This window comes from Termitidicoccus mucosus (assembly GCF_038725785.1).
Classification (GTDB): Bacteria; Verrucomicrobiota; Verrucomicrobiia; order Opitutales; family Opitutaceae; genus Termitidicoccus; species Termitidicoccus mucosus.
In genome coordinates this window covers 6,033,012-6,056,216 of sequence record NZ_CP109796.1, presented here as the reverse complement: position 1 = coordinate 6,056,216, position 23,205 = coordinate 6,033,012, and the positions used below count along the sequence as shown (strand labels likewise).

Below are 23,205 nucleotides of genomic sequence, written 5' to 3'. Positions count from 1 at the left end.
CCAATTCTTAATTCTTAATTTTTCACACCCCGCCATGACTCCGCGCGAACGCTACTTTGCCGTCCTCCAAGGCCGCCGGCCCGACATCCTCCCGCGCCTGCCCATCCTCATGCAGTTCGCCGCCGAGCACATCGGCTCGCACTACGACGCCTTCGCGTCCGACTACCGCGTGCTCGCCGAGTCCAACCTTCGCTGCGCGGAAGAATTCGGCATCGACCAGTTGAACACGATGTCCGACCCCTACCGCGAGACCCAGGGCTACGGCGCGAAAATCATCTACCCCCGCGACGGCGTTCCCTACTGCGAAAAACACCCGCTGGAGGACGACCCCGACTTCACCAGGCTCCCCCGCCCCGACCCCCTCAAGGCGGAACGCATGCTCGACCGCATCAACGCCGTCCGCGAATACAAGCGCCGCGCCGGCGACCGCTACTCCATCATGGGCTGGGTCGAGGGCCCGGCGGCCGAGGCCGGCGATCTGCGCACCGTCTCCAACTTCTTCATGGACCTGCTCGACGACGAGGACTATGCGCGCGCCCTCATGGAGCACTGCGTCGATGTCGCCGTCGAGTTCGCCCGCCCGCAAGTCGAGGCCGGCGCCGACACCATTGGCATCGGCGACGCCGTCGCCAGCCAGGTTTCCGCCGCCACCTACGAAAACCTCATCCTCCCGCTGGAGAAAAAACTCGTGGACGCGCTCCACGCCATGGGCGTGTTCGTGCGCATGCACATTTGCGGCAACATCACGCATATCCTGCCCGGACTCGCCACGCTCGGCCTCGACGTGATCGACATAGACCACATGGTGGACCTCGCCGAGGCCCGCCGCATCCTCGGCCCGAAAATAGTGCTCGGCGGCAACATCAACCCCGTCGCCGGCGTGATGAACAGCACCCCGGACGCCATCCGCGCCGCCTCCCTTCGCTGCTACGAAATCGCCGGCGCGCCGTTCATGGTCAACGCCGGCTGCGAAATCCCCCCGCCCACCCCGCCGGAAAACCTCCGCGCCCTCTGCGCCCCCATAAAACCATAAAATGCGCGGCCTTTCCGGGGAGGGAAGATTAAATTTCCGCAGAAGAAATTAGTATAGATTGATGCATGCAATCAATTTCCCCTTTCTCTTTGTCCTCCCCAAACACACAAAACCATTCCGGTTGTTTTTCTTTTTCGCGTCGCCCTTGCATTTTTATTTTGCCTTTTTGCTAATCCGATTTAGCCACTCTTCAGCTTTTCTATCCCCAGCCCAAATGAACGCCCAAGAACGCGTCTTTACCGCCATCTCCGGCGGCAAACCCGACCGGGTCCCCGTCATCCCCAAAATATGGGTCGACCTCGCCGCCGTCATCCTCGGCGTTGATCTCAAGGAAATCGTCACCAGCCCCGAAACCGCCCTGCGCGTGATGACCGACGCCGGTCTCGCCTGCGGCTTCGACGCCGTGCGCATGTGGCATTTCCCCGCCAAAAAAATCCGGGAGCAGGACGGCAAGGTCATCGAGTTCGACGAGCACGGCGCGCGGCGCGGCGAGGTGGACATGCTCGGCGGCCTCGTCACCCACCTCGACGATCCGGCCATGTTTATATTGGAGGATCCCTATATGATGGCGCACCATCACTACTGGACGTGCGAAAATCCCCTGGTAAACAGCGTCGCGGACGCCGCCCGCATGCACGTCCCCACCCGCGCCGACTACGAGCGTTTCGGCTGGGCGGGGCGCATGCGCGCGCAGCAGCGGCGGGCCGGGGATAAACTCGACATCATCGGCGACTGCGACTCCCCCACCCTCGCGTTTTATATATCATTCCGGGGAATGAACAACGCGCTGATGGACCTGCTGGAGGAACCGGAGCTCGTCGAGGCCGTGATGGACAAGGGCGTCGAAATCGCCATCGAGCGCGCCAAGTTCAACCTCGACCTCGGGCTGAAGGTCCTGCGCCTGAATGACTCCGCGGGCAACATGTCCGTCATCTCTCCCGCCCTGTGGCGCCGGTTTATAAAACCGCGCTTCAAACACTTCTGCGACGAGGTTCACGCCCACGACAAGGACGCCCGCGTGTATTGTCATATTTGCGGCAACGTGATGCCCATCATCGAGGATCTGGTCGAGACCGGCCTCGACTGCATCGCCCCGCTCGATCCGCTCGGCGGTGTCACCGCCGCCCAGGTGCGCGCAACCGTCGGCGCCCGCGCCTCGCTCATGGGCGGCGTCAACACCCTCTCGTTTATCAACAGCACCCCCGCGCAAATCATGGGCGAAGCCCGTCGGTGCATCGAAGGCGCGGGCGCGGGCGGCGGTTATATACTCGGCTCCGGCTGCGTCGTCCCCCGCGCCGCCAAGCGCGAAAACCTCGCCGCCCTCGTCGAGACCGCCGCCATATATGGGAACTACGAGGCGATGATCTGATTTATTTTCGCGGCCCCGCCCGTGGCCGCAAAATATATAATAGTCATTTCCCAAAAGATTGAATTTTTTCAAATGGAGGAACGCCAATGAAAATTGACATCATATATAGTATTTTCTCTCACCATTGGCCCAAAAGGTAGGGCGAGGCGTCCCCGCTGAGCCGCGGCTCAGCCGGAGGCTTCGCCCTACCGGCGCTGCCGCGCCAATATAAATGAAAACGTTATAATAACATGAAAACACCCGGTCTCCCCTTCCTCGCCGTCGCGCTCCTCGCCGGTGTTATATTAAACGCCGCCGCCCCCGCCGTCCCGCCGCCACCCGGCGTCGTGGTCGCCACCTCGCCGAATCCCGAGCACAACTTCGTCGGTTCGCCCTCCCTCCTCATCCTGCCCGACGGCTCCTACCTCGTGTCGCATGATTTCTTCGGCAAGAAAACCGACCCCGATGCGAAGGCGTTGCTGCACTCGTCACGCGTGTTCTCTTCCCGCGACAAAGGCCAAACCTGGACGCAGCTCGCGCACTTGCAGGACCAGTTCTGGTCCACCCTGTTTTATCATAACGGGGCCGTCTGGCTGCTCGGCGCCAACCGCGAATACGGCGAGATTGCCATCCGCCAATCCTCCGACGGCGGGCGCACCTGGACGACTCCCGCCGATGCCCGGTCCGGCCTGCTCACCGAGCGCGGCGGACGCGAGTTTCACTGCGCCCCCGTGCCCGTCGTCATCCACAACGGCCGCATCTGGCGCGCGTTCGAGGACTACACCGGCGGCCCCGAGCAAAAATGGTCGGGCGATTATTTCGGCGCGCTCGTCATTTCCGCGCCGGTCGAGGCCGACCTGCTCGACGCGAAAAGCTGGACGCTCGCCAAGCGCGTCGCCTTCAAGCCTAAATGGCTCCCCGGCCCGCGCAACGGCTGGCTGGAGGGCAACGTTGTCCCCGGGCCCGGCGGCCGCCTCGTCGAAATCATGCGCCTGAACGACGACCCGCCCACGCCCGCCGCGAAGGATTTTCCGCACACCGGCTCCGCCGCCGGCATCCCGCGCTTCGAGACCGCCGCGCTGCTTGAGGTGAAGGACGAAAAGACGCTCACCTTCGATCCGAAAACCGGCTTCATCCACTTCCCCGGCGGCATCACCAAATTCACCATCCGCCACGACCCGCGGACGAACCGCTACTGGAGCCTCATCAACAAAATCACCAACCCGCAGCCCGACTACACCGGCCGCGACCACCCGCGCGTGCAGCGCAACGTCATCATGCTCACGTCCTCGCCCGACCTGCGCAACTGGACGGAGCACAGCGTCATCCTCCGCTGGGGCGAGGGCCGCCGGTTGACCAACCGCGACAAATTCGGCTTCCAATACCTCGACTGGCAGTTCGACGGCGACGACCTCATCGCCGTGTCCCGCACCGCCTGGGACGCCTACAACATCCACAACTCCAACTGCGTCACCTTCCATCGCATAAAAAACTTCCGCACCCTCACGATGGCCGATTCGCCACCCGATCTCGCACACGGACAATAATACGCACAGGCAAATACCAGGGCTGTTTTGCGCTTTCTTTTCCATTTTGATGTTTCCGCCGCGGCAGTGCCGGCCCACTGTCTTCCTTTCGCTTCAGCGTCTCCCCTCTCGTGCCTCACGATTCCGACAACGCCCTCCCGCCTGCGCCCGCCCCGGTTTCTCCGCCCCGGACCGCCATCATCGCCTGCGCCGTGCTGGAGGATGAAGTGCGCGCGTTTGCCGCCGGGCTGCCGCACATCACGAGCCTCACGTTTCTCCCGCAGGGCCTGCACAACGAGCCCGCGCGCCTCAACACCACCGTCGCCGGGGCGGTCGCCGCCGTCGAGGCCGAAGGCCGGGCGGAAGCCATCGCGCTGGTTTACGGCGTGTGCAGCCGCGGCATCGAAGCCATTCCGCTGCGCCGCTGCCGCATGGTCGTGCCCCGCGCGCACGACTGCATCACGCTCCTGCTCGGCTCGAAGGAACGCTACCAGCAGTTCCAGCAGGAAAACCCCGCCACCTACTGGTACAGCCCCGGCTGGAACAAATGCCACGCCGCGCCCGGCCCCGACCGCTTCGCCAAACTGCGCGACGATTTCCTGAAAAAATTTCCCGAGGAGGAGGCCGATTACCTCATCGAGATGGAAAAGGAACTCCACGCGCACTACACCACCGCCGCCTACGTGGACCTCGGCGTCGGCGATGCGGACGCCAACATCGCCTACACCCGCCGCTGCGCCTGCTGGATGGGCTGGGATTTCCGGCGCGTGCAGGGCGACCCGCGGCTCCTCCGCGACCTGCTCGCCGGCCGCTGGGACGACGACCGTTTCCTCGTCGTGCAGCCGCGCCAGTTTGTGCAGCTCAGCATCGACGACCGCGTCATCAAGGCCGTTGACGAGCCGCCCGCAGGGAAAAATCCCAAATCCCAAAGGGCCAAATCCCAAAGGGCCAAATCCCAAACAAACAGCGGCGCGGAAGCGCCCTGCGGTGGCACGGGCGTCCCGCCCGTGCCCGGCGAAGGCGTCCACGGCCAGAATGCCCATGACTCATGACACCCGCATCGCCCGCCCCACGCCTCATCATCCGCACGCCTGACGGCGGGCACGAAATCCCGCTCCCCGTGCCCGGTTCGCCCGCGCAGCCGCTCTCCGCCCTTCTCGCCGCGCATCACCACCCGCTCAACACCCGCTGCGGCGGACGCGGCCTCTGCCGCGCCTGCGAGGTCCGGCTTGCCGCCGGAAGTATCCGTTCCATTGATACAAACGAAACCATCCATGCCCCCGCGACAATCAAGGCCTGCCGCCACGCGATGAATGCGGAATTACAAACCCAGGCCGTCGAAGGATCGATTAATTCCGCATTCCGCAATCCGCATTCCGCATTCATCGAGATCCCCGCGCGCGCCCTCCTGCGCCACGAGCCCTCCGTCGTATCCAATTTCCGGATAAAAATCCCCCGCTCCCTCGATCCCCTCGCGCCGCCGCCCGCCTCCACCGGCGAACCGTGGCTGGGCGCGGCCGTTGACCTCGGCACCACCACCGTCGCGCTCCTGCTCTGCGACTTGCGCACCGGCGAAACCCTTTCCACCGCCTCCGCCTTCAACGCGCAGGTCCGCCATGGCGAGGACGTGCTCACCCGCATCAACCTCTGCGCCGCCGATCCGCAAAAAAACCTTCCCGTGCTCCAGTCCGCCGCCGCCGGCACCATCCAGCAATTGCTGGAAAAAGCCTGCTCCAACGCGTCCGCCGACCTCGCGCACGTGCGCTCGCTGGTCGTCGCCGGCAACACCGTGATGCTGCACCTCCTCGCGGGCGTCGATCCCTCGCCCATCGGCGTCTTCCCGTTCACACCGCCGTTTCTCGGGCACCGCCGCCTCGTGCCCGCCGCGCTCGGGCTCTCGTTCGGCGGAAGCGCGCCCGCCGACGCCCACCTGCTCCCCGGCCCCGCCGCCTACGTCGGCGCGGATTTGTCCGCCGGCATCCTCGTCACCGGCCTGCTCCACGACGACGGCCCCGCGCTCCTCGTCGATGTCGGCACCAACGGCGAAATCATCCTCAAGCACGGCCCGCGCCTGCTCGGCACCGCCACCGCCGCCGGCCCCGCCTTCGAGGGCGCCGGGCTCGCCAGCGGCATGCGCGCCGTGGACGGCGTCATCGAGGACATCCGTTTTTCCCGCGACCCGTTCGCCCAAAAACTCTCGCTCATCGGCGGCGGAAAAAACGCCGGCCAAAACCACCTCCGGTCCGTCGGCATCTGCGGCTCGGCCTACATCGACTTTCTCGCCGAGGGCCGCCGCTCCGGCCTCCTCAACGAGCGCGGCCGCTTCGCCGCCCCGCCGCCGTCCGGCGCGGAATCCGCGTTCATCACGCACGACGACGCCCGCGCCTTTGTGCTCGACCCGCGCGGACGCTCCGGCCCGGTGCTTGTCACCGAGCCCGACATCGCCCGCCTCCTGCAAGCCAAGGCCGCCGTCGCCGCCGGCATCGCCACCCTGCTCGACATCGCCGGACTCGCCCCCGCCGACATCCGCACGCTGCACCTGGCCGGCGGCTTCGGCATGCACCTCGACCTCGACAACGCCATCGCCTGCGGCCTGCTCCCCGGCTTCGAACCGCGCCAGATCGAGGTCGTCGGAAACACCTCGCTCGGCGGCGCGCTTGCCGTGCTGCAAGACCGCGGGCTCCTCCCCGAAATCGCCCGCGCCTGCGACCTGATGGAAAGCATCGAGCTCAACCTCCAGCCGGCCTTCGAGGATACCTATATCGACCAGCTTGCGCTCCCGTAGGAGCGCAAGTCCCAAGTGACAAGTGGCAAGTAACAAGAAAAAATTCCAATCGGACAAATCCCAAAAAATAACATACGCCACCCGCCAGCCGAATCCGTCCCATCAGCCCCTTGCATTTTCCAAACCACCCCCGTCCCTCTCCGGCGCGGCAGCGCCCAATTCGTAATTCGTAATTCGTAATTCGTAATTTCCTCCGCCTTGCCTCCTCCCGCCAAAAAATCCCGCCCGCCATCCGCCCGCCCCGCCGAACTTCTTCCCGGCGCGCTGACCATCGCCGAGTTTGACCGGCTCGCCATCAGTTATCACGGCGAGACCGGCTTCGAACTCGCCGCCGTGGACGCGCGCGGCGGCCTGCTGCGCGGCGAGGTGCGCTGCACCGCCGGGCCCGAGGAACATCGCGCGGTCTTCCGCCAGTCCGTCGAGGAAACCCTGCGCTGGGGCGAACCCTGCATCATGTGCTGCCCGTTCGGCCACGCGCTCTGGGCCGTCCCCGTGATGCACAACCACCAGATCCTCGGCGGCCTGCTCGTCGGCGGCGTGTCGCTGGAGGAACTCGAAGGCGCCGGCACGCTCGACCGCCGCCTGCTCGACGCCAGCCGGGCGCTCCTCGACCTCGCCTCGCGCCACAACCTCACCAACACCGCCCTGCTCGAAAAAAACCGCCTCGCCGCCGAGCGCGAGTCCGGCCGCGCCGAGGCGCTGCACGACCTGAAGGAGCGCCTCTACGACGACATCCGCAGCATCTACCTGCGCGAGGAGCCCGCGCTCCTCGCCGCCATCCAGCGCGGCGAGCGCGCCGAGGCGCGCGGCATCATCAACCGCATCCTCACCGCCATCTACACCCGCGGCGCCGGGCGCCGCGGCCTCCTGAAAACCCTCGCCCTCGAACTCGTCGTCATGATGGCGCGCGCCGCCGTGCAGGCCGGCGCCGAGCCCGAAAAAGTGCTCGGCATCAACTACCGCTCGCTCACCGAGCTGGCCGGCGTGCACTCGCAGGAGGACCTGTCGGACTGGCTCTGCGAAATGCTCGAGCAGCTCATCGACGCGATGGGCGCGCCCGCCGCGCACCCCAACGCCGTGCAACTGGCCCGCGCCGTCGCCTACATGGAGCAGCATTTTTCCGAAAATCTCGGGCGCGACGAGGTTGCCCGCGCCGCCGGGCTGTCGGCCAGCCATTTCTCGCACCTCATGCGCGAACGCGCCGGCGTGTCCTTCACCGAACTGCTCCTGCGCATCCGCCTCGACAACGCCCGCCGCATGCTCGCGCGCGACAGCAGCACCGTGGTGGAAATCGCCGCCGCCTGCGGCTTCAGCGAGCAGAGTTATTTCACGCGCGTCTTCAAAAAAACCTTCAACGAAACCCCGCTCGACTACCGCCGCCGCGTGCGCGCCCCGCACTCCAAGGCATGAGATTGGTGTTCGGCGGGCGGCTCCCGGAACACCCCGCAGGACTGCCGATGCCGCCGCCAGACACCAAATGGCGCACGACAAAAATGCCATGCCGGACCGCCGGCTGCGATTGCGTTTTCCCGGCATGTGGGCAACCCTGTCCGCCTCATGGTCAAAAAACTTCTTCACACCCGCATGCGCGTCGATGACATCGCGCGCACCATCAAGTTTTATGAGGAAATCCTCGGCCTCAAATGCGTCCGCCAGACGATCTCGCCGCGCGGCGCGAAGCTGGCCTTCCTTCGGACGCCGGGCAGCGACGAGGAAATCGAGCTCTGCGAGTTGCCCGGCGCCGAGCCGGTGCGCGTGCAGCCGGACTTGATGCACCTGGCGTTCGAGGTGGACGACCTGGCCGCCTTCGCCGCCGGACTGGAAAAGAAAGGCTGCAAGCTGAGCGACGGTCTGACGCGAACCTCGTCAGGCGACACCATCGCGTTCATCGACGCGCCCGAAGGCTACGAAGTGGAGCTGATAGAAAAAGGCTGAAGGGCTGAAAAGGTCCCCCGCCTTTAGGGCGTGTTAACATTAATTGCACTTGACGGTGATTTATGCGTATGAGGAGGGGAATGGAACTGACGAAGGAACACCTGGAGAGAATCAAGGACAGCCTGCCGGTGGAGCGGGGCAATGTGAGCATTGATGTGCTGAGCTTTCTAAACGGGGTGCTGTATGTGGCGGAGAACGGGTGCAAATGGAGGAGATTGCCGGAGAGGTTTGGGAACTGGCACACGATCTACACGCGGATGAATCGCTGGAGCAAAAGCGGAGTATGGGACCGGGTGTTCGAGCGGCTGCAGAAGGAAGGGCTGGTGCATCTGGAGCTGAAGGTGGTGTCGCTGGACAGTACCAGCGTGAAGGTCCACCCCGATGGGACCGGGGCGGAGAAAAAAACGGGCCTCAGGCGATCGGCAAATCACGAGGAGGCCGGAACACCAAGATTCATCTGGCTGCCGCGAATGATGTCCATGCCCTCGGCTTCCGCCTCTCGCCCGGGCAGAACGGCGACGGACCCGAGGGACGCGAGCTGATTGGCGAGTTGGGATGCCCGAGGCATGGATGCGCCCTGGCCATGGACATGGCCTACGAAGGCAACGAAACCCGCGGCTTGGCCTGCCTGCTCGGCTTCAAGCCTGTCGTCCCGCCCAACCCGTTGCGTCGAAAACCCTGGAAACTCAACCAGGCACTTTACCGCCAGCGCAACCACGTCGAGCGCCTCTTCCGCCGCATCAAGGGCTTCCGTCGCGTCTTCACCCGCTACGACAAGCTCGATGTCCTCTTCCGCTCTTTCGTCTCCTTCGCTCTCTCTTGGCTACTCCTCAATAGTGCTAACAGGTCCTAGAGCATTTTTCGTTTATTCTGTCGCAAATAAACAGCGGCCCCGTAGGGCCTGACCTTGCGTCAGGCCGCGATGTTTCCAGTGCGCAACGCGGCTCCTTCATCCATGCCATCCCGGCTCGACGCAAGGTCGAGCCCTACATGCGACAGATAAACGAAAATTGCTTTATTCCGCCCGGGGGCGCGGGCATTCCTGCCCGCGAAATCACGGACAGGTTCCGAGCGAAGCGGCATCCCCAAACAGCGACGGGCCAAACCACTCAGCCCTTGAAATCAAACCGCTGTTTCACGCGCACGACGGCGGGCTTGCCGTTGCGCACCGGCGGCTCGAACTCCCACTTCAACACGGCGTCCACCGCCGCAATGCCGAGCAAGCCGTGGTCCGCGCTCTCTATCACCGGCATGCGCACGCGGCCCTTCTCATCGATGAAAAACTCCACCAAGGCCGAGCCGCCCGCGCTGGCGCCAGCCAGCTCCGCCGGATACAACGGCGCGCCGTCCCGTTTCAGGGCAGGCGGACGATCCAGTTCGCGCAGCGAGCCGAACACGCGCACGGTCGCGGGGTATTTCAACCTGTCGCCGGTGAGCATGTCGAAAGAGTCAATCACCGTCTTGGTGACGACCGCGCCCGACGCCTCGAACGTGACCCGCAGCTGCGCGCGCGACCACACGGGCATGCCGCCGGCAAGCACCGGCTCGAACTGCCATTGATTGAGCGCGCGCACCGTCTCGCGCGCGAGCGCCTCATGCGTGTCGGCCAGCACCAGCCAGTCGTCGAGCCGTCCCTCGGGATCGACGGAAAAAACCACCGTGACCTCGCCGCGCAGAATGCCCTGCGCCGTCAATCCGGCGGGAAACACGGGCTCCACCATGCGCGTCACGCGCAATTCCCGGTTACCGCCGCCGTCTGTTTCCGTCGCACCGCCGCCGGTCGCTGAAAAACCGATTCCGCCTGCGAAAAGCAGGAGAACGGCGCACTCCGCCACACGCTTCGAAAACGCCTTTGCATTCATGGGGTGCCTCCTTGTTTTTGGACAGGTTGCAAGATGGACCGCACCGCACCCTTTCGCAAGCACAACCGCCCGGGCGACGCGCAGCCGTAGCGCAGGCATCCCTGCCTGCCGTCAAAACCGAAGGCGCGAAGCGCCGCTGACTTCTTTCTGCAAAAATAAATGCCGCGCTTCGCGCGATCCCCTTTGACGGCAGGCAGGATGCGCGTTGATCACCGTTGCTGCGCTACGACATGGCCGCCGCCTCTCCTGACCGCCGCAATTTCGCCGGCATTATTTCCTCCTGCCCTCCCCGCGTCACCCCTCGCTGCGCACCCTGACAGTCCCGTCGGCGAACTCCGCCGCCAGCGCCTGCCCGGGCGCGACCGCCGCGCGGCGCTGCACGGGCCGTCCCGCCTCGTCGCGCACGATGACGAAGCCGCGGTTGAGCACCGATGCCGGGCTGGCCGCCTGCAGGCGTTTCCACAAGGCCAGCAACTGGTGCGACGCGATCTGCACGCGCGTCTCGGGCGACCGCCGCTCCAGCGCCGCGGCCGCGGCGGTCAGCCGTTCGCGCTTGAGCATCGTGGCGCGCGCGGACGCCGCGCCGAGGCGGTTGGCCAGGTCATCCAGCCGCAGAAAACCCTGCTCCACGCGCGCCGTCGGCGAAAGCAGCCGCAGGTGCGCGCGCGCGCCGTCGAGCCGCTCGCGGGCGCGCGTGAGCCGTGTGCCGAGCACGTCCTCCATCGCGGCGGCGGCCTGAGCCGAGCGCTCGGCGCAGGCGAGGAAATGGCTCGAAATCAACTCCGCCGCGCCGCTCGGGGTCTCGGCGCGCGCGTCCGCCGCGAAGTCGCACAGCGTGAAATCGATCTCGTGGCCGACCGCCGAGATGACCGGCACGCCGCACGACGCCACCGCGCGCACCAGCGGCTCCTCGTTGAACGCCCACAAGTCCTCCAGGCTGCCGCCGCCGCGCCCGATGACCAGCAGGTCGAAAATCCCCAGCGCCTCCGCCGCGCGCAGCATCGCGGCCATCTCCCCCGCCGCGCCCTCGCCCTGCACCTTGGCGGGCAGCACGACCAGCCGCCCACGCCAGCCGCGCCGCAGCAGGATGCGGATAAAATCCTGCACCGCCGCGCCGGTCGGCGACGTGACGAAGCCCACGGTCGCCGGCATGGGCGGAATCGGTTTCTTGCGTTCCGCGTCGAACAGCCCCTCGTCCGCGAGCCGGCGTTTCAGCGCCTCGAACTCGCGCTGCAACCGCCCCACCCCGTCCTCGATGACGGCGCGCACGACGAGCTGGTATTGCCCCCGCGCCTCGTAAACGCTCACCTGTCCGAACGCCACCACCTGCAACCCGTCGCGCAGCCGCACCTGCTGCCGGGCCGCGTCCGCGCGGAAAAGCACCGCCGAGAGCTGCGCGCCCGCGTCCTTGAGCGAAAAATAGACATGGCCGCTCGCCTGCGCCCGCAGGTTGGAAATCTCGCCGCGCACCCAGCACGGGCGGATGGCGGCCGCGAGCGCGTCCTTCACCCGCCGCGTGAACTCGCTCACGCTCAAGGCGCGCGCGCCGTCGTTCTCGTCCCCGCTCCCGTCAAACAAATCTGCCTGCCGGTCGCTCATGGGTTTTCGCCGCCAGCGCGGTTGTCGCCATTGCGGTCTGCCTGCGCGCCCCCCAAGCCGGCGCCGCCGGTGGCCGTGCCGCCTTTGGGATTTGGGATTTCGTGATTTGGGTTTTGCCCCTTGGGCATTGCCGCGTCCGCGGCTTCCAGTTGCCGCCGCGCGAAACGCTTGCGCACCATCCGCACCACGATGACCAGCCCCGCGACCAAGCCCAGCGCGATGAACGCCGTGCGGCCCTTGCCCGCCACGAGCGCATCGCTCGCCAGCACGGCCGCCAGCGCCCAGCCGCTCATGATCGGCGCGGAGATGAGGATGTAGGTCTTGAACGGCACCTCGGCCAGCCCGAGCAGGTAGTTTTGTATGAACAACGGCGGGCCCGGCGTGACACGCAGCAGCACCGTGAGCCCGGTGTGATCGCCCGGCGCGACCTTGGGCAGCTTGTAGCCCATCTTTTCCATCAGGCGCAAAAGCAGCGGGCGCGCCGCATACCGGGCCAGCCAATACGCCAGCGCGAGATCCAGTGTCATGCTGAGGGACACTAGGACGCACACCCACACCGTGCCCATTTGCGGAATGAAAGTGGGCCCCGCCGTGAACGTGAACGCGGAGACCGGACACCCGAACGCCGGCAGCACGACCATCGCGGCAAAGAACGGCACCGGCCCCATGCCGCGAATCCATTCGAGCCCGAGGTGCATCCAGGAGCGGACCTCCTGCAAGTGGAAATAGGCGAGCGTGCCCCCGGCGATCAGCACGAGGGCCATCAGCAGTTTGGTCAGAAACATGGAGCGGCGCAGCTCCTTGGAACCGGAAGCCATAAAGCCCGGCAGCATGCCGCTTGGGCGAGCCGCGGCAAATCCCAAAAAGCGTTTCCACGTTTTGCCGGGTGTTACTCGAAGTGAAGTCCGATCAGAGTCAGGGAGAAGCGCCAGCGCGTGGCGCAGGCATCCCCGCCTGCCGTCAAAACCGAAGGCGCGAAGCGCCGCTGGCCTTCTGCCTTTGACCCCCTCCACCCGTGTCCGTCAATTCAGGGCAGCCCCAGCCTGACCCCATAGCATGTGTTCGAGAGAAAGGGGTATCCTGGGGATGCCCCGTGGCTCTGTTTTCGGTCGGCTCTTTTGCTTCCATCAGCCTAGCAACTTGTTTGCAGCATATATGTAATCCTTTACCCGCTGAGCAAGATTAGTGGAAATTTTCACATCCGTCTTGATCAACTCATTCATTTCCCAACGTAGCGCCATCAGGATTTCTGTTCCCGTAGCACCGCTCGCAATCGCGTCATCAATACGCGATTTCCACGCAGAAAGATCATCTGGCAGCGCTTCACGTATCGCACGTGCCTCTGCAATATAGTCGAAGTTATTCATTGTTGTGGTCCCATTAGAGCATGCCAAAGGGGGCAGTACGCTGTTTGTTGATTCTCATGATGCGTAGTCGGAATCATATTCATAATATGATGTTGTAATCAATACTAATATTAATGAATTCGAGCATAATAGATAATCAACAAACAGCGTCCCGGCCCGAATGACGCTAAGTTAAGAGAGACGCTTGCGCACGGAGGGGCGACGTCCCGCCGCCGGACGAGGCGAAAGCCTCGCCCGTTTCGCGCGGCTTATCGAGACACGATGGGCACGCGTTCCGCGTGTCGGGCGGCGGGACGCCGCCCCTCCGTGCGCAAGCGTGTTTTTAACGACAACAGCCCTTAAACTTAGCGCCATTCCATCCCGACCCCTTACGGATTCCCCTGAACCGGTGTCATTATACTTTTAAATATATCGTCGATATTCGTTGCGTTTAATTCTTTGGTGGCATCATTATATCTTATATATTCAGTAATCTGGCTGGAATTTGTCGGGGCATTGTCATCATTTTTGTTTTTATATTTTTTGATTGTATCATTCACCGCCTCGCCCGGTCCCCAATCAATCGGGGTCACCTGCGTGGCCCTTCTGGGGCCGGCGCTGATTAATAATCCGCTATCCCAGACAGGATCCACCGGACCGACACTTTTGACAATCCATGTCCCGTAATTACTGCCGGGGGGTGTTGGCGGATATTCGTCAGGCGGAACATCCGTGTATCTTGAACGATCAAAGTCCTCGGGAAGATACTGTTGGATATCCGCATAACTTTGTGGTGGATTGCCATCATGCGCACGGGAAAAATCAGAAATCGCCCGGCCAAGCAATCCTGACGCATGCCCCAAGGCGAATAGCCTGAGCCAGGCCGCGGATATCCTATAATCCGCCTCGGTTTCCATTTTCCCTCCGGTTGCCGAAAGCCATTGTTGAGCGATCAGGTATTTGAATTCCGGTATGGCATACTTGGGATTGTTTTTGATGAAATCCCTTACTTTTTCAATTTTGTCGAACCAGCCGGTGAGTGTGTTTTCCTCCTCTTCCGTGTTCCCCTCGTCCGCGTCACCGTCCTGCTCCAATTTAGCCAACCCATCCTCAAGGCTTTTTAACAGTTCATTGGATTGCCTCAAGGCCCTTTGCAGCTTGATACCCTCGTTTTTGCTCGATTCCAAATTGCTCAATGCCTGGTTCCTTGCGCTTTTTAAGCCGTTCATTGCCTTTTCATTGCCAATAATATCAAAACGCAGTTTGATGACCAACCCGATCAGGATTAGAAATATAAACGCGGAAAATATGATTTTTAGGTGCTTTTTCATTTAAGTGAGACGGATTTCACCACGAAGCGCACATAGTGTGCGCGGAAGCCAAAATAATTTTCTGACACCCCTCCGTGGTCAATTTGGCTGTCTTGACTATGTTCATTATGGATTAAAAGCAGGCGGTCTGGTGCATTTTGCATTATTTATTCATCAGGGTTTGAAATATCTCGTTTATTTTATCCTCACCAGCCCTATTGATAGTATCAGCTTTGATATATTTGCCAATCTGGCCGGCACTGGCTGGTTCAGCCCCATGCTCCTTTGCATAGTTTTTAATTGCGTTTCGCACGGGATCCACCGCCCACGCCCCACTCGGAGTATCAAGACCGGTTTGCTTGAGACCCACTTCCCCGATGTTGCTCACCCATCTTGCACTGTTCCAAATGCTGTCAACCGGCGGCGCCGCTTCTTTTATTATCCAGTGCCGCCCTCCTAACGCGGTCTTGGCATCCGCGCCCGCATAGGTTTCCCCCGATGCGTTGGTTTCATATCTTTCAAGGATGCGGGGGTCAAAGTCCTTGGGCAGGTAATTCACAATGTCGCTCAGTTGGGTTGGAGCTTTGCCATTATTGGCATTGGAAAAATCCTTGACGGCTTGCTTGAATATATTGCCCACCGCCAGTGTGGCGTCCTGTCTGAGCCCGGCCAGCGCTTTTCTGTAATCCGCCTCACATTGCAGTGGGCCGTCCGCGGTGAAAAACAGGCACTCCTTTGCGGTCAGGTATTTAAATTCCGGTATGGCGTAATTCGGATGATATTTTAGAGAATTCCTTAATTTGCGAGCAGCGCCGAGCCATTGGTCGAGTTCGCTGCCTCCCGCTTCCGTGTCCGCGATGCTATTTTGCCTTGCCTCCCGCTCCAACTTGTCCAGCGCATCCTGAATATCTTTTATACTTTCATTGGATTTCTCCAGCATTTTTTGGCGCCTGATGTTTTCATTTTCACGAGATGCCAGATCTTCCAATGCTTTGCCTGTCGTGCTCCTGTAGCCCATTATTGCTTTTCCCCGTCAATGACATTAAGATACAATGTAATGGCTACTCCAATCAAAAGAAGGAGCGTAGAGACAACCGCTATCATAATTAAATGTTTTTTTCATTATCGCGATGGTTTAAAATGACCTGCAAGCAGGTCTTGTAGTGTTTTCATTTAACAGTGACGGGGCAGCGCCGGCAGGGCGAAGCCTCCGGCTGAGCCGCGGCTCGGCGGGGTCGTTGCCCGCTGCTTCCTGCTGGCTGTCGATTAATTCAGCGCCGGCGCACAAGCGCGGGATTGCGCAAAACATACAAAGACACGCAAGGGTTGGGCGCATGGGTTTACGAAGGGTTGATGGGTGACCGGATCGAAATCAAAAAAACGTAGTGCCGCCCTGACTATCTGATGGGTTTCCCCGATCCAAGATGAGGGCAGTCGGACAGTCCGTGTCGCAATGCAGTCACGGTCAAACGATAGCTGCGCCGGCCAAGGCGTCCCTCCCTGATGAAGCACACCCATGCGTGGCGCTGGCCTCGTCGCTCTCTTTTTTATGCCATTTATGAATTGAAAGGACGCGTTATCAAAAACGCACCGTGGATGGACGGCCTCCATGTCGTCTATCCGCCCGGAAACGGACGGCACGGAGGCCGTCCATCCACCTAAAGTCGGATTTCGATTGGTAGTTGGTATTATATAGTATTTTCATTTAACAGTGGCGCGGCAGCACCGGTAGGGCGAAGCCTCCGGCTGAGCCGAGGCTCGGCGGGGACGCCTCGCCCTACCTTTTGGGCCAATGTTGAGCGAGGACGTCGCGGTTAAGCGTTGCGTTTTCCGGCGACGGCCTCGCAGGAGCTCGGCCCTCCAAAAAGACCAAATCTTAAAAGGTGTTGTTACCAGACGTTTTTATTAATCCGATGCCTCGTGCCATCCGCTACTCGCTTTGTAATATGATTTCCGCGGGAACCAGTCCTTCGCTTTCGGCGTGGAGGGTGATTTCGCCTTTCTCGCCGGGCTTGGTGCGGAGGATGACGAGGGCGAGGGCGTTGTAGGCGCGGCGTTCGGGGGATTGGAAGGAGGTGTGGTCGGTCGCGTCGCCGTTGTCGGTCGCGTCGATTTCGGCGGGGCCGGTCACGCGGAAGCGAATGGCGTTCTTGCTGCGCGGGACGGGCCGTCCTTCGGCATCGGCGATGGTCACGGTCACGAAGGAAAGATCCCGCCCGTCGGCGCGGAGTCGCGCGCGGTCGGCGGCGAGCATGAGTTTCGCGGCAGGACCGGCGGTGCGCATGACGGCCTCGGCCCAGGGGCGGCCGTTTTTCCACGCGACCACTTTCAACTCGCCGGGTTCGTAGATGACGTCGTCCCAACGGAAGCGGTATTCGAGCGGGGCTCGTTTTTTGCGTCCGAAGGTTTTGCCGTTGAGGAAAAGCTCGGCCTCGTCGCCGCTGGTGTAAACGTGCACGGGCGTGGCCTGGCCGATGCGTTCGGGCCAGTTCCAGTGCGGCAGGATGTGCGCCATCGGATGGTCGGGGCGCCAGCGCGCCTGGTAGAGATAGTAGCGGTCCTTGGGAAAACCGGCGAGGTCGATGATGCCGAAGTAGGAGCTGCGCGAGGGGACAAGGATTTTACCGAGGGCGGCGAGTTCCTGTTCGGCGCGGGCGCGCTCGGCCGGATCGGAGTAATTCAGGAGGTTGGTGGAGTCGGCGTTGTAAGGGGAGGGTTCGCCGAGGTAGTCGAAACCGGTCCAGACAAACTCGCCGAGGATGCCGGGATTTTCATCGTGGGCGCGCCACTCGGTGTCGGGCGTGGTGGCCCAGGGGGTGGCGTAGAGATCGTAGGAACTGACTTGATAATCGGCGCGGCCGGCGAGCTTGTCGTCGCTGGCGGGGAAGAAATACTCGCCGCGCGAGCTGACGGTCGAGGCGGTCTCGGCGCCCATGATGGCGAGATGCGGGTGCGCGGCGCGGAGTTTCGCGTATTCCTGCGGCTTGTAGTTATAACCGAATACATCGACGATGTTCTGGAATCCGTTGTAGCCGGCCTGGATGTAGTTGAAGCCGGCGGTGACGGGGCGGGTGCGGTCCTCCTCGCGGATGATGGCGGCGAGGTGCGCGGCGAGTTTCCAGCCGTCGGCCTCGTATTGCTCGCGGATTTCATTGCCGATGCTCCACTGGATGACGCTGGGGTGGTTGCGGTCGCGGCGGATGAGGGCGCGCAGATCCTTCTCGTGCCAGTCGGCGAAGACGCGGCTGTAGTCGTCGCGTTTCTTGCCGATGGCCCAGCAATCGAAGGGCTCGTCCATGACGAGGAAACCCATGCGGTCGCAGAGTTCGAGCAGCTCGGGAGCGGGCGGGTTGTGGCTGGTGCGGATGGCGTTGCAGCCCATCGCCTGAAGGATTTCCAACTGGCGTTCGAGGGCGCGGGTGCTGACGGCGGAGCCGAGCGCGCCGAGGTCGTGGTGCTGGCAGACGCCGCGGATGGGGACGTGCTCGTCATTGAGGAAAAAGCCGCGCAGAGGGTCGGTATTTATTTTTCGGATACCGAAGGGCGTCTCGACGCGGTCGATGACGTTTCCCGCGGCATCGGCGACGGTGGTCTCGGCGACGTAGCGGTGGCGTTCGCGCAGGCTCCACAAGCGCGGCGAGGCGACGGCGAGCGTGTGGGCGGCGCTGGCCTGCCGTCCGGGCGGGACACGCACGGAGCGCGGTTCGGCGGCGGCCACGGGTTCGCCGACGGGGCGGCCTTCGGCGTCGGCGGCGAAGAGGCGCGCGGAGACCCGCACCTCGGCGCGGTCGCCGGATTTGTTGTCCAGCGTGACGGCGACATCGACGGTGGCGGAGTCGGCGGTGATGACGGGCGTGGTGACAAACACGCCCCATTGTGCGACGTGGACGGGCGCGGTCCTGACGAGCCAGACGTTGCGGTAAATGCCGCTGCCCGGATACCAGCGCGAGGATTCGCGCGGGTTATCGAGGCGGATGGCGAGGACGTTCTTTTCGCCGGGCCTGAGGTGCGGCGTGAGGTCCAGACGCCACGAGGCGTAGCCGTAGGGCCAGCCGCCGATCACGCGGCCGTTGAGCCAGACCAGCGCGTAGGACATGGCGCCGTCGATATCCAGATAAACGCGGCGTGCTGCATCCGAGGCGGGCGAGTCGAAGTGCTTGCGATACCAGCCGGAGCCGGCCCAGGGGAGTTTGCCGGTCTCGCCGGAGAGTTCCTGCCGGAATGGTCCTTCGATGCCCCAGTCATGCGGGAGGTCGAGGCGGCGCCAGCCGGAGTCGTCGAAGTCGGGGCGGGTGTAGGCAATCTCGCCGCCGGGCTGCGCGCCGGGATTGTGCGCGGGAGGGGGCATGCGCGGCGGGGGGACGTTGAGCAAGTCGTCGCCGGTCGGGAGCACCCAGGGTTTCACGCGCTCGTAGGAAAGCGCCTCGCCCGCGTGGGCAGGGTCGCCGCGCGTGAAGAGCCAGCCGGAGTTGAAGGTGACGCGCTCGCGGGCGGGCGGAGTTTCGGCCGCGGTGGCGCGTTCCGCAGCGGCAAACGCGGGGCGGCCTGAAACGGCGGCGGCGAATGCGAGGAGAAGGGCGAGGAGGCAGGTGGAGGGATGGCGGGTGGTCATAATATAAAAAACGCGGAACGCGGGGTTGGTATTTATTCTCTATTTTTTCTCTTTCTCTTTATTTTTCCATCCGGCGATGGGGCGAAAATAACGAGGAGAAAGAGGCATGATAAAGAATAATACCATTCCCAAGTTATTTTTAGACTCTGGCACCTATGTTTTTGGAGGGTCGAGCTCCTGCGAGGCCGTCGCGGCGGGGCACCACGGTTAACCGCGACGGCCTCGCAGGAGCTCGGCCCTCCATCGAAAGGCTAATTTTGGATTGGAATTGATATAAAGGGGAAAGACAGGGGGAGACCGGCCTAAAAACGCTGCCGGGCGAGCGCGACGGGGTCTTCTCCGCCGGCCAACGGGCGGATGCGGTAAGTGTAAGTGAGCGGCCAGTTGCCGAGACGAAATTCGTCGTGCGGAAGCGCGCCCCAGGAGTTGACGCCGCCGAGCCCGCGCTGGTGCAGGTCGAGGTTGAGCGTGATGGTGTCGCGCGCCGGAAGCTGGTAGGGATAATAGGCGGATTTTTGCGTCTCGCAGAAAAGATCCTCGGTGGTCTGGTGAAGCGCATTGGCGCTGAGCAACGGCTCGACCGCGACAGCCAGCAGGCCGCGCCCGCGCGCGTCGGTGAGCGCGAGCCAGCGCACACCCTCGTGGTTGCCGGTTTCCTGCGGCTTGAGATACGGGAAAAACTGGTCGCGCACCTTGCCGCGGTAAAGGCCGACGCGGGTGTCCTGGCGATCCCAATACGTTTCGTGCGGGCCTTTGCCGAGCCAGGCGAGGTTGTCGAAGCCGGCGCGCAGGGTCGTCTGCATGCCGAAGCGAATGGGCTCGGGCGCGGGGCGCAGGGGATCGTGCATCTGCGAAGTCACGAAAATATCGCCGGTGGGATACAAGGTCCATGCGACGCGCCAGGAGCAGTTGGTGGCGCGGATGACACCCTCGGCGGTGACTTGCACGACGGCGGGATCGTCGAGCCGGCGGGCCTCGACCTTGGCGGCCTCCCATGTCTCGTGGGCGAAACGCCAGAGGCCGGGACCGGAGGGGATGTTCCGGCGGTTGGGCACGTCGGTGGCGGTCATCTTGCTGCCGCGGTCGTTGTCCGTGGGCGCGCGCCAGAAATGAGGACCGAGCGGCTTTTCGAGCAGCTCGATCTCGCCGGCCTTGAGCGAGACGAGCAGGCCGGTCGCGCGGTCGAAGGACGCCGCGAAAGACTGGCCGGTGACGTCGATGCGTCCGGCGGTCTCCATCAGAGCGGGCGCGGGGCCGGAAATCGCGACGAGCGCGGCGGGCTCGGATTGCGGCAGCTTGAACTGCTCCCAGGCGACCTCGTGCCCCGCACGCGCCCAGGGCGTGTCGTGGCGAAGCACAAAGGAGATTTCCAAAAAGTATTCCACGCCGGGCTCGGGCGTGATGTAGGGAAACGGGACGGGCAGCCGTTTCGTCTCGCGCGGAGCCAGGGAGACAGCGCCGATCTCGCCACGCCCGACCTCGCGTCCGTCGGCGACGACGCGCCAGCGGCAATCGAGCCAGTCGGCGGCATTCTGGAAGTCGGCCCAGTTGGTCAGCTCGATCTCGGGCTCGGTTCGCGCGAGGTCGGCGGCGCGCATTTGGATGGGTTGAAGGACTTTTTTCACCTCGGCGAGGCCGGGATGGGGGACGCGGTCGGCGTGGATGAGGCCGTTGCCGCTGAAATTTCCGTCGTGGGGAAAACGGCCGGGTGCGCCGAAGGCGCCGCCATAGGCAAAAAAGGTGCCGAGCGCGGGATCGAGCGGGATGGATTTCGGGTTTTCCATTTCCTCGATGGCGCGCGAGGCGGGCACGGGGGTGCGCAGTCCCTGGTCAACCCAGTCCCAAATGAAACCGCCCTGAAGATACGGGGCGCCCTCGTAGATGGGACGCCAGTAGGCGTGGAAGTCGCCGTTGGCGTTGCCCATCGCGTGGACGTATTCGCACATGATGAAGGGCTTCTTGCGGGGCAGCGCGGCGTAGTTGAGCACGGTGGCGATGGCCGGATACATCGGGCAGATGATGTCGGAGAACTCGTGGCTGCGGTCGCCCTCGTATTGCACGGGGCGGGAGTCGCGCTGCTTGAGCCAGCGGTAGGCGGCGCGGAACGCCTCGCCGAAGGCGCACTCGTTGCCCAGCGACCAGCCGATGACGCAGGCGTGGTTCTTGTCGCGCTCATACATGCGCTGGACGCGCTCGAGGTGCGCGTCGAACCAGTCGGGCTGGTCGGCAAGGGCGGGCGCGCGGCCGGAGAAGGCCTCGCCCAGTTGCCCGTGCGACTCGATGTTGGCCTCGTCGAGCACGTAGAGACCGTATTCGTCGCAGAGCGCATACCATTCCGGCGCGTTGGGATAGTGGCTGGTGCGGACGGCGTTGAGGCTGTGCTGTTTCATCAGCCGGATGTCCTCGATCATGCGCTCGCGCGAGACGGCGTAGCCGTGGTCGGGGTCCCATTCGTGGCGATTGACGCCGCGGATGAGGACGGGCTTGCCGTTGACGAGAAACTGTCCGTCGCGGACCCCGGCGGTGCGGAAGCCGACGCGCTGCGGGATGACCTCGAGGACGCGGCCGGCGGCGTCCTTGAGCGTGAGCAGAAGGGTGTGGAGATCGGGGCTCTCGGCGGACCACAGGCGGGGATTCGCGACGGCGGCGCGCCATTCCCACGACGTTTCGATGCCGCCGGCGGTGGCGTTGGCGGCGGCTGGGACACCGGGGAGGTTGGAGAGGAGGGTGGCGATGTTGGCGTCGGCGATGGCGGCGGGGCCGCGGGAGAGTTCGCGTCCGTCGGGATCGAGCAGCAGCGCCGAAATGGACACCGGCCCCGGCGTGCCGGAATAAAAGCGCAGTTCGCCCCGGACTTCGATTTCCCAGAGGCGGTCGCGCGCGGCGGGGCCGGCGTTGGCGGTGGTGGGGCCGGCGGCGACAGCGGTGATGACGGCGCCAGCGGCGGCGGCGGCGCGGTCGTGGGTGTGGACGGCAAAGTCGCGGATGTGCGCCGGCGGCGTGCTCCAGAGGGTGACGTCGCGGAAGATGCCGCTCAACCGCCAGAAATCCTGGTCCTCGATGTAGGAGCCGTCGTTCCAGCGAAAAACCTCGACGGCGAGGAGGTTTTCGCCGCCGTCGGCGCGCAGATGCGGCGTCAGGCGGAAAGTCGCGGGGGTGCGGGTGTCCTTGTTGAAGCCGAGTTTGTGGCCGTTGAGCCAGACAGTGAAGAAGGAACTGACGCCGTCGAAAGTGAGAAACACTTCGCGGTCGCGCCACTCCGCCGGGACCACGAAGGTGCGGCGATAACTGGAAACGGGATTGTAATCGCCGGCGATGTCGGGCGGCTTCACCTCGCGCCAGGGATAGGTGACATTCGTGTAAATGGGCACGCCATAGCCCTCGACCTCGACATTGGCGGGGACGCGCATGGTTTTCCATCCGGCGTCGTCGAAGGCGGGCTGCCAGAAGTCGAGCGGGCGCTCCTCCGGGCGCGTCACCCAGTGGAATTTCCACTCGCCATTGAGCGAGCGGTGGAACGGCGAGAGTCTGGGCCGCAGCTTGAGTGCGGAGGCTTCGTCGGGAAACACGGCCATGGTGGTGAAGGGTTTTTCCAGACCCTCGCTCTGGCGGGTCGGATCGGCCCAGGCAGGCCGGGGCGCGGATGCTTGCGGGGCTGGGCTGGCGCACAGGGGAAGCACGGCGAGAAATAGCAACGGGTGAAGGATGCGGGTCTTCATGATAAAAAAGCGAAAGTGAAGGAACTGGTTTTCATCTTTCCTCTTTATTCTTTCTCTTTCCTCTTGCTCTCCTCCATTCGGCGCAACGGGTGAAAAAGGAGGCGGGAGAAAGAGGAAAGAGAAAGAATAA

Annotated in this window: 16 protein-coding genes; 8 read left to right on the top strand and 8 right to left on the bottom strand. The window is 63.5% G+C overall.

What is annotated here, in order from left to right:
* Positions 1 to 34: 34 nt before the first annotated feature.
* The 8 genes from OH491_RS21085 to OH491_RS21050 all read left to right on the top strand — a co-directional run bounded on the left by OH491_RS21085 (position 35) and on the right by OH491_RS21050 (position 9,480).
* The gene (locus tag OH491_RS21085; RefSeq protein WP_068772564.1) at positions 35 to 1,033 is read left to right on the top strand and encodes a uroporphyrinogen decarboxylase family protein; all 999 of its coding nucleotides are present in this window, start codon (positions 35 to 37) and stop codon (positions 1,031 to 1,033) included.
* Between the two features lie 214 nt (positions 1,034 to 1,247).
* Positions 1,248 to 2,402, top strand: coding sequence for a uroporphyrinogen decarboxylase family protein (locus OH491_RS21080; protein ID WP_068772565.1), 1,155 nt, complete (start codon positions 1,248 to 1,250; stop codon positions 2,400 to 2,402).
* A gap of 230 nt (positions 2,403 to 2,632) precedes the next feature.
* The gene (locus OH491_RS21075; RefSeq protein ID WP_068772566.1) at positions 2,633 to 3,928 is read left to right on the top strand and encodes a sialidase family protein; all 1,296 of its coding nucleotides are present in this window, start codon (positions 2,633 to 2,635) and stop codon (positions 3,926 to 3,928) included.
* A 110-nt stretch (positions 3,929 to 4,038) separates the two neighbouring features.
* Positions 4,039 to 4,959 (top strand): DUF1638 domain-containing protein, encoded by a 921-nt coding sequence (locus OH491_RS21070; RefSeq protein WP_068772567.1) that lies wholly within the window; start codon positions 4,039 to 4,041, stop codon positions 4,957 to 4,959.
* The gene (locus OH491_RS21065; protein WP_068772568.1) at positions 4,956 to 6,692 is read left to right on the top strand and encodes an ASKHA domain-containing protein; all 1,737 of its coding nucleotides are present in this window, start codon (positions 4,956 to 4,958) and stop codon (positions 6,690 to 6,692) included. Before OH491_RS21070 ends, OH491_RS21065 begins: the two co-directional genes overlap by 4 nt.
* Positions 6,693 to 6,890: 198 nt before the next feature.
* Positions 6,891 to 8,102, top strand: a complete 1,212-nt coding sequence (locus OH491_RS21060; RefSeq protein ID WP_068772569.1) for a helix-turn-helix domain-containing protein — start codon at positions 6,891 to 6,893, stop codon at positions 8,100 to 8,102.
* 147 nt (positions 8,103 to 8,249) lie between these two features.
* Complete coding sequence (locus OH491_RS21055) at positions 8,250 to 8,627, top strand: VOC family protein (RefSeq protein ID WP_068772570.1); 378 nt, start codon at positions 8,250 to 8,252, stop codon at positions 8,625 to 8,627.
* Between the two features lie 80 nt (positions 8,628 to 8,707).
* Positions 8,708 to 9,480 (top strand): IS5 family transposase gene (locus OH491_RS21050; protein ID WP_145928461.1). Its coding sequence is split into 2 segments (ribosomal slippage): positions 8,708 to 9,023 and positions 9,023 to 9,480, totalling 774 coding nucleotides; the frame shifts between segments, so codons are not numbered across the junction.
* Positions 9,481 to 9,736: 256 nt separating this feature from the next.
* Here OH491_RS21050 and OH491_RS21045 read toward each other — a convergent pair.
* The 8 genes from OH491_RS21045 to OH491_RS21010 all read right to left on the bottom strand — a co-directional run bounded on the left by OH491_RS21045 (position 9,737) and on the right by OH491_RS21010 (position 23,075).
* The gene (locus OH491_RS21045; protein ID WP_068772571.1) at positions 9,737 to 10,489 is read right to left on the bottom strand and encodes an energy transducer TonB; all 753 of its coding nucleotides are present in this window, start codon (positions 10,487 to 10,489) and stop codon (positions 9,737 to 9,739) included.
* A 294-nt stretch (positions 10,490 to 10,783) separates the two neighbouring features.
* Positions 10,784 to 12,088: an exodeoxyribonuclease VII large subunit gene (xseA, locus tag OH491_RS21040; protein WP_068772572.1), complete on the bottom strand. Its 1,305-nt coding sequence runs from the start codon at positions 12,086 to 12,088 to the stop codon at positions 10,784 to 10,786.
* On the bottom strand, positions 12,085 to 12,906 hold the full coding sequence (locus tag OH491_RS21035) for a TVP38/TMEM64 family protein (protein WP_334319647.1): 822 nt from the start codon (positions 12,904 to 12,906) through the stop codon (positions 12,085 to 12,087). The genes xseA and OH491_RS21035 overlap by 4 nt, the downstream gene beginning before the upstream one ends.
* Positions 12,907 to 13,215: 309 nt before the next feature.
* Complete coding sequence (locus tag OH491_RS21030) at positions 13,216 to 13,455, bottom strand: hypothetical protein (RefSeq protein WP_068772574.1); 240 nt, start codon at positions 13,453 to 13,455, stop codon at positions 13,216 to 13,218.
* 368 nt (positions 13,456 to 13,823) lie between these two features.
* Entirely contained in the window at positions 13,824 to 14,765 is a 942-nt protein-coding gene (locus OH491_RS21025; protein ID WP_068772575.1) for a hypothetical protein, read from the bottom strand.
* A 142-nt stretch (positions 14,766 to 14,907) separates the two neighbouring features.
* Positions 14,908 to 15,684, bottom strand: coding sequence for a hypothetical protein (locus tag OH491_RS21020; RefSeq protein WP_145929058.1), 777 nt, complete (start codon positions 15,682 to 15,684; stop codon positions 14,908 to 14,910).
* A 990-nt stretch (positions 15,685 to 16,674) separates the two neighbouring features.
* Entirely contained in the window at positions 16,675 to 19,356 is a 2,682-nt protein-coding gene (galB, locus tag OH491_RS21015; protein ID WP_068772577.1) for a beta-galactosidase GalB, read from the bottom strand.
* 302 nt (positions 19,357 to 19,658) lie between these two features.
* Positions 19,659 to 23,075 carry a glycoside hydrolase family 2 TIM barrel-domain containing protein gene (locus tag OH491_RS21010; RefSeq protein ID WP_068772578.1) on the bottom strand — a complete coding sequence of 1,139 codons (3,417 nt, stop codon included), beginning with the start codon at positions 23,073 to 23,075 and terminating at the stop codon, positions 19,659 to 19,661.
* Positions 23,076 to 23,205 lie beyond the last annotated feature (130 nt).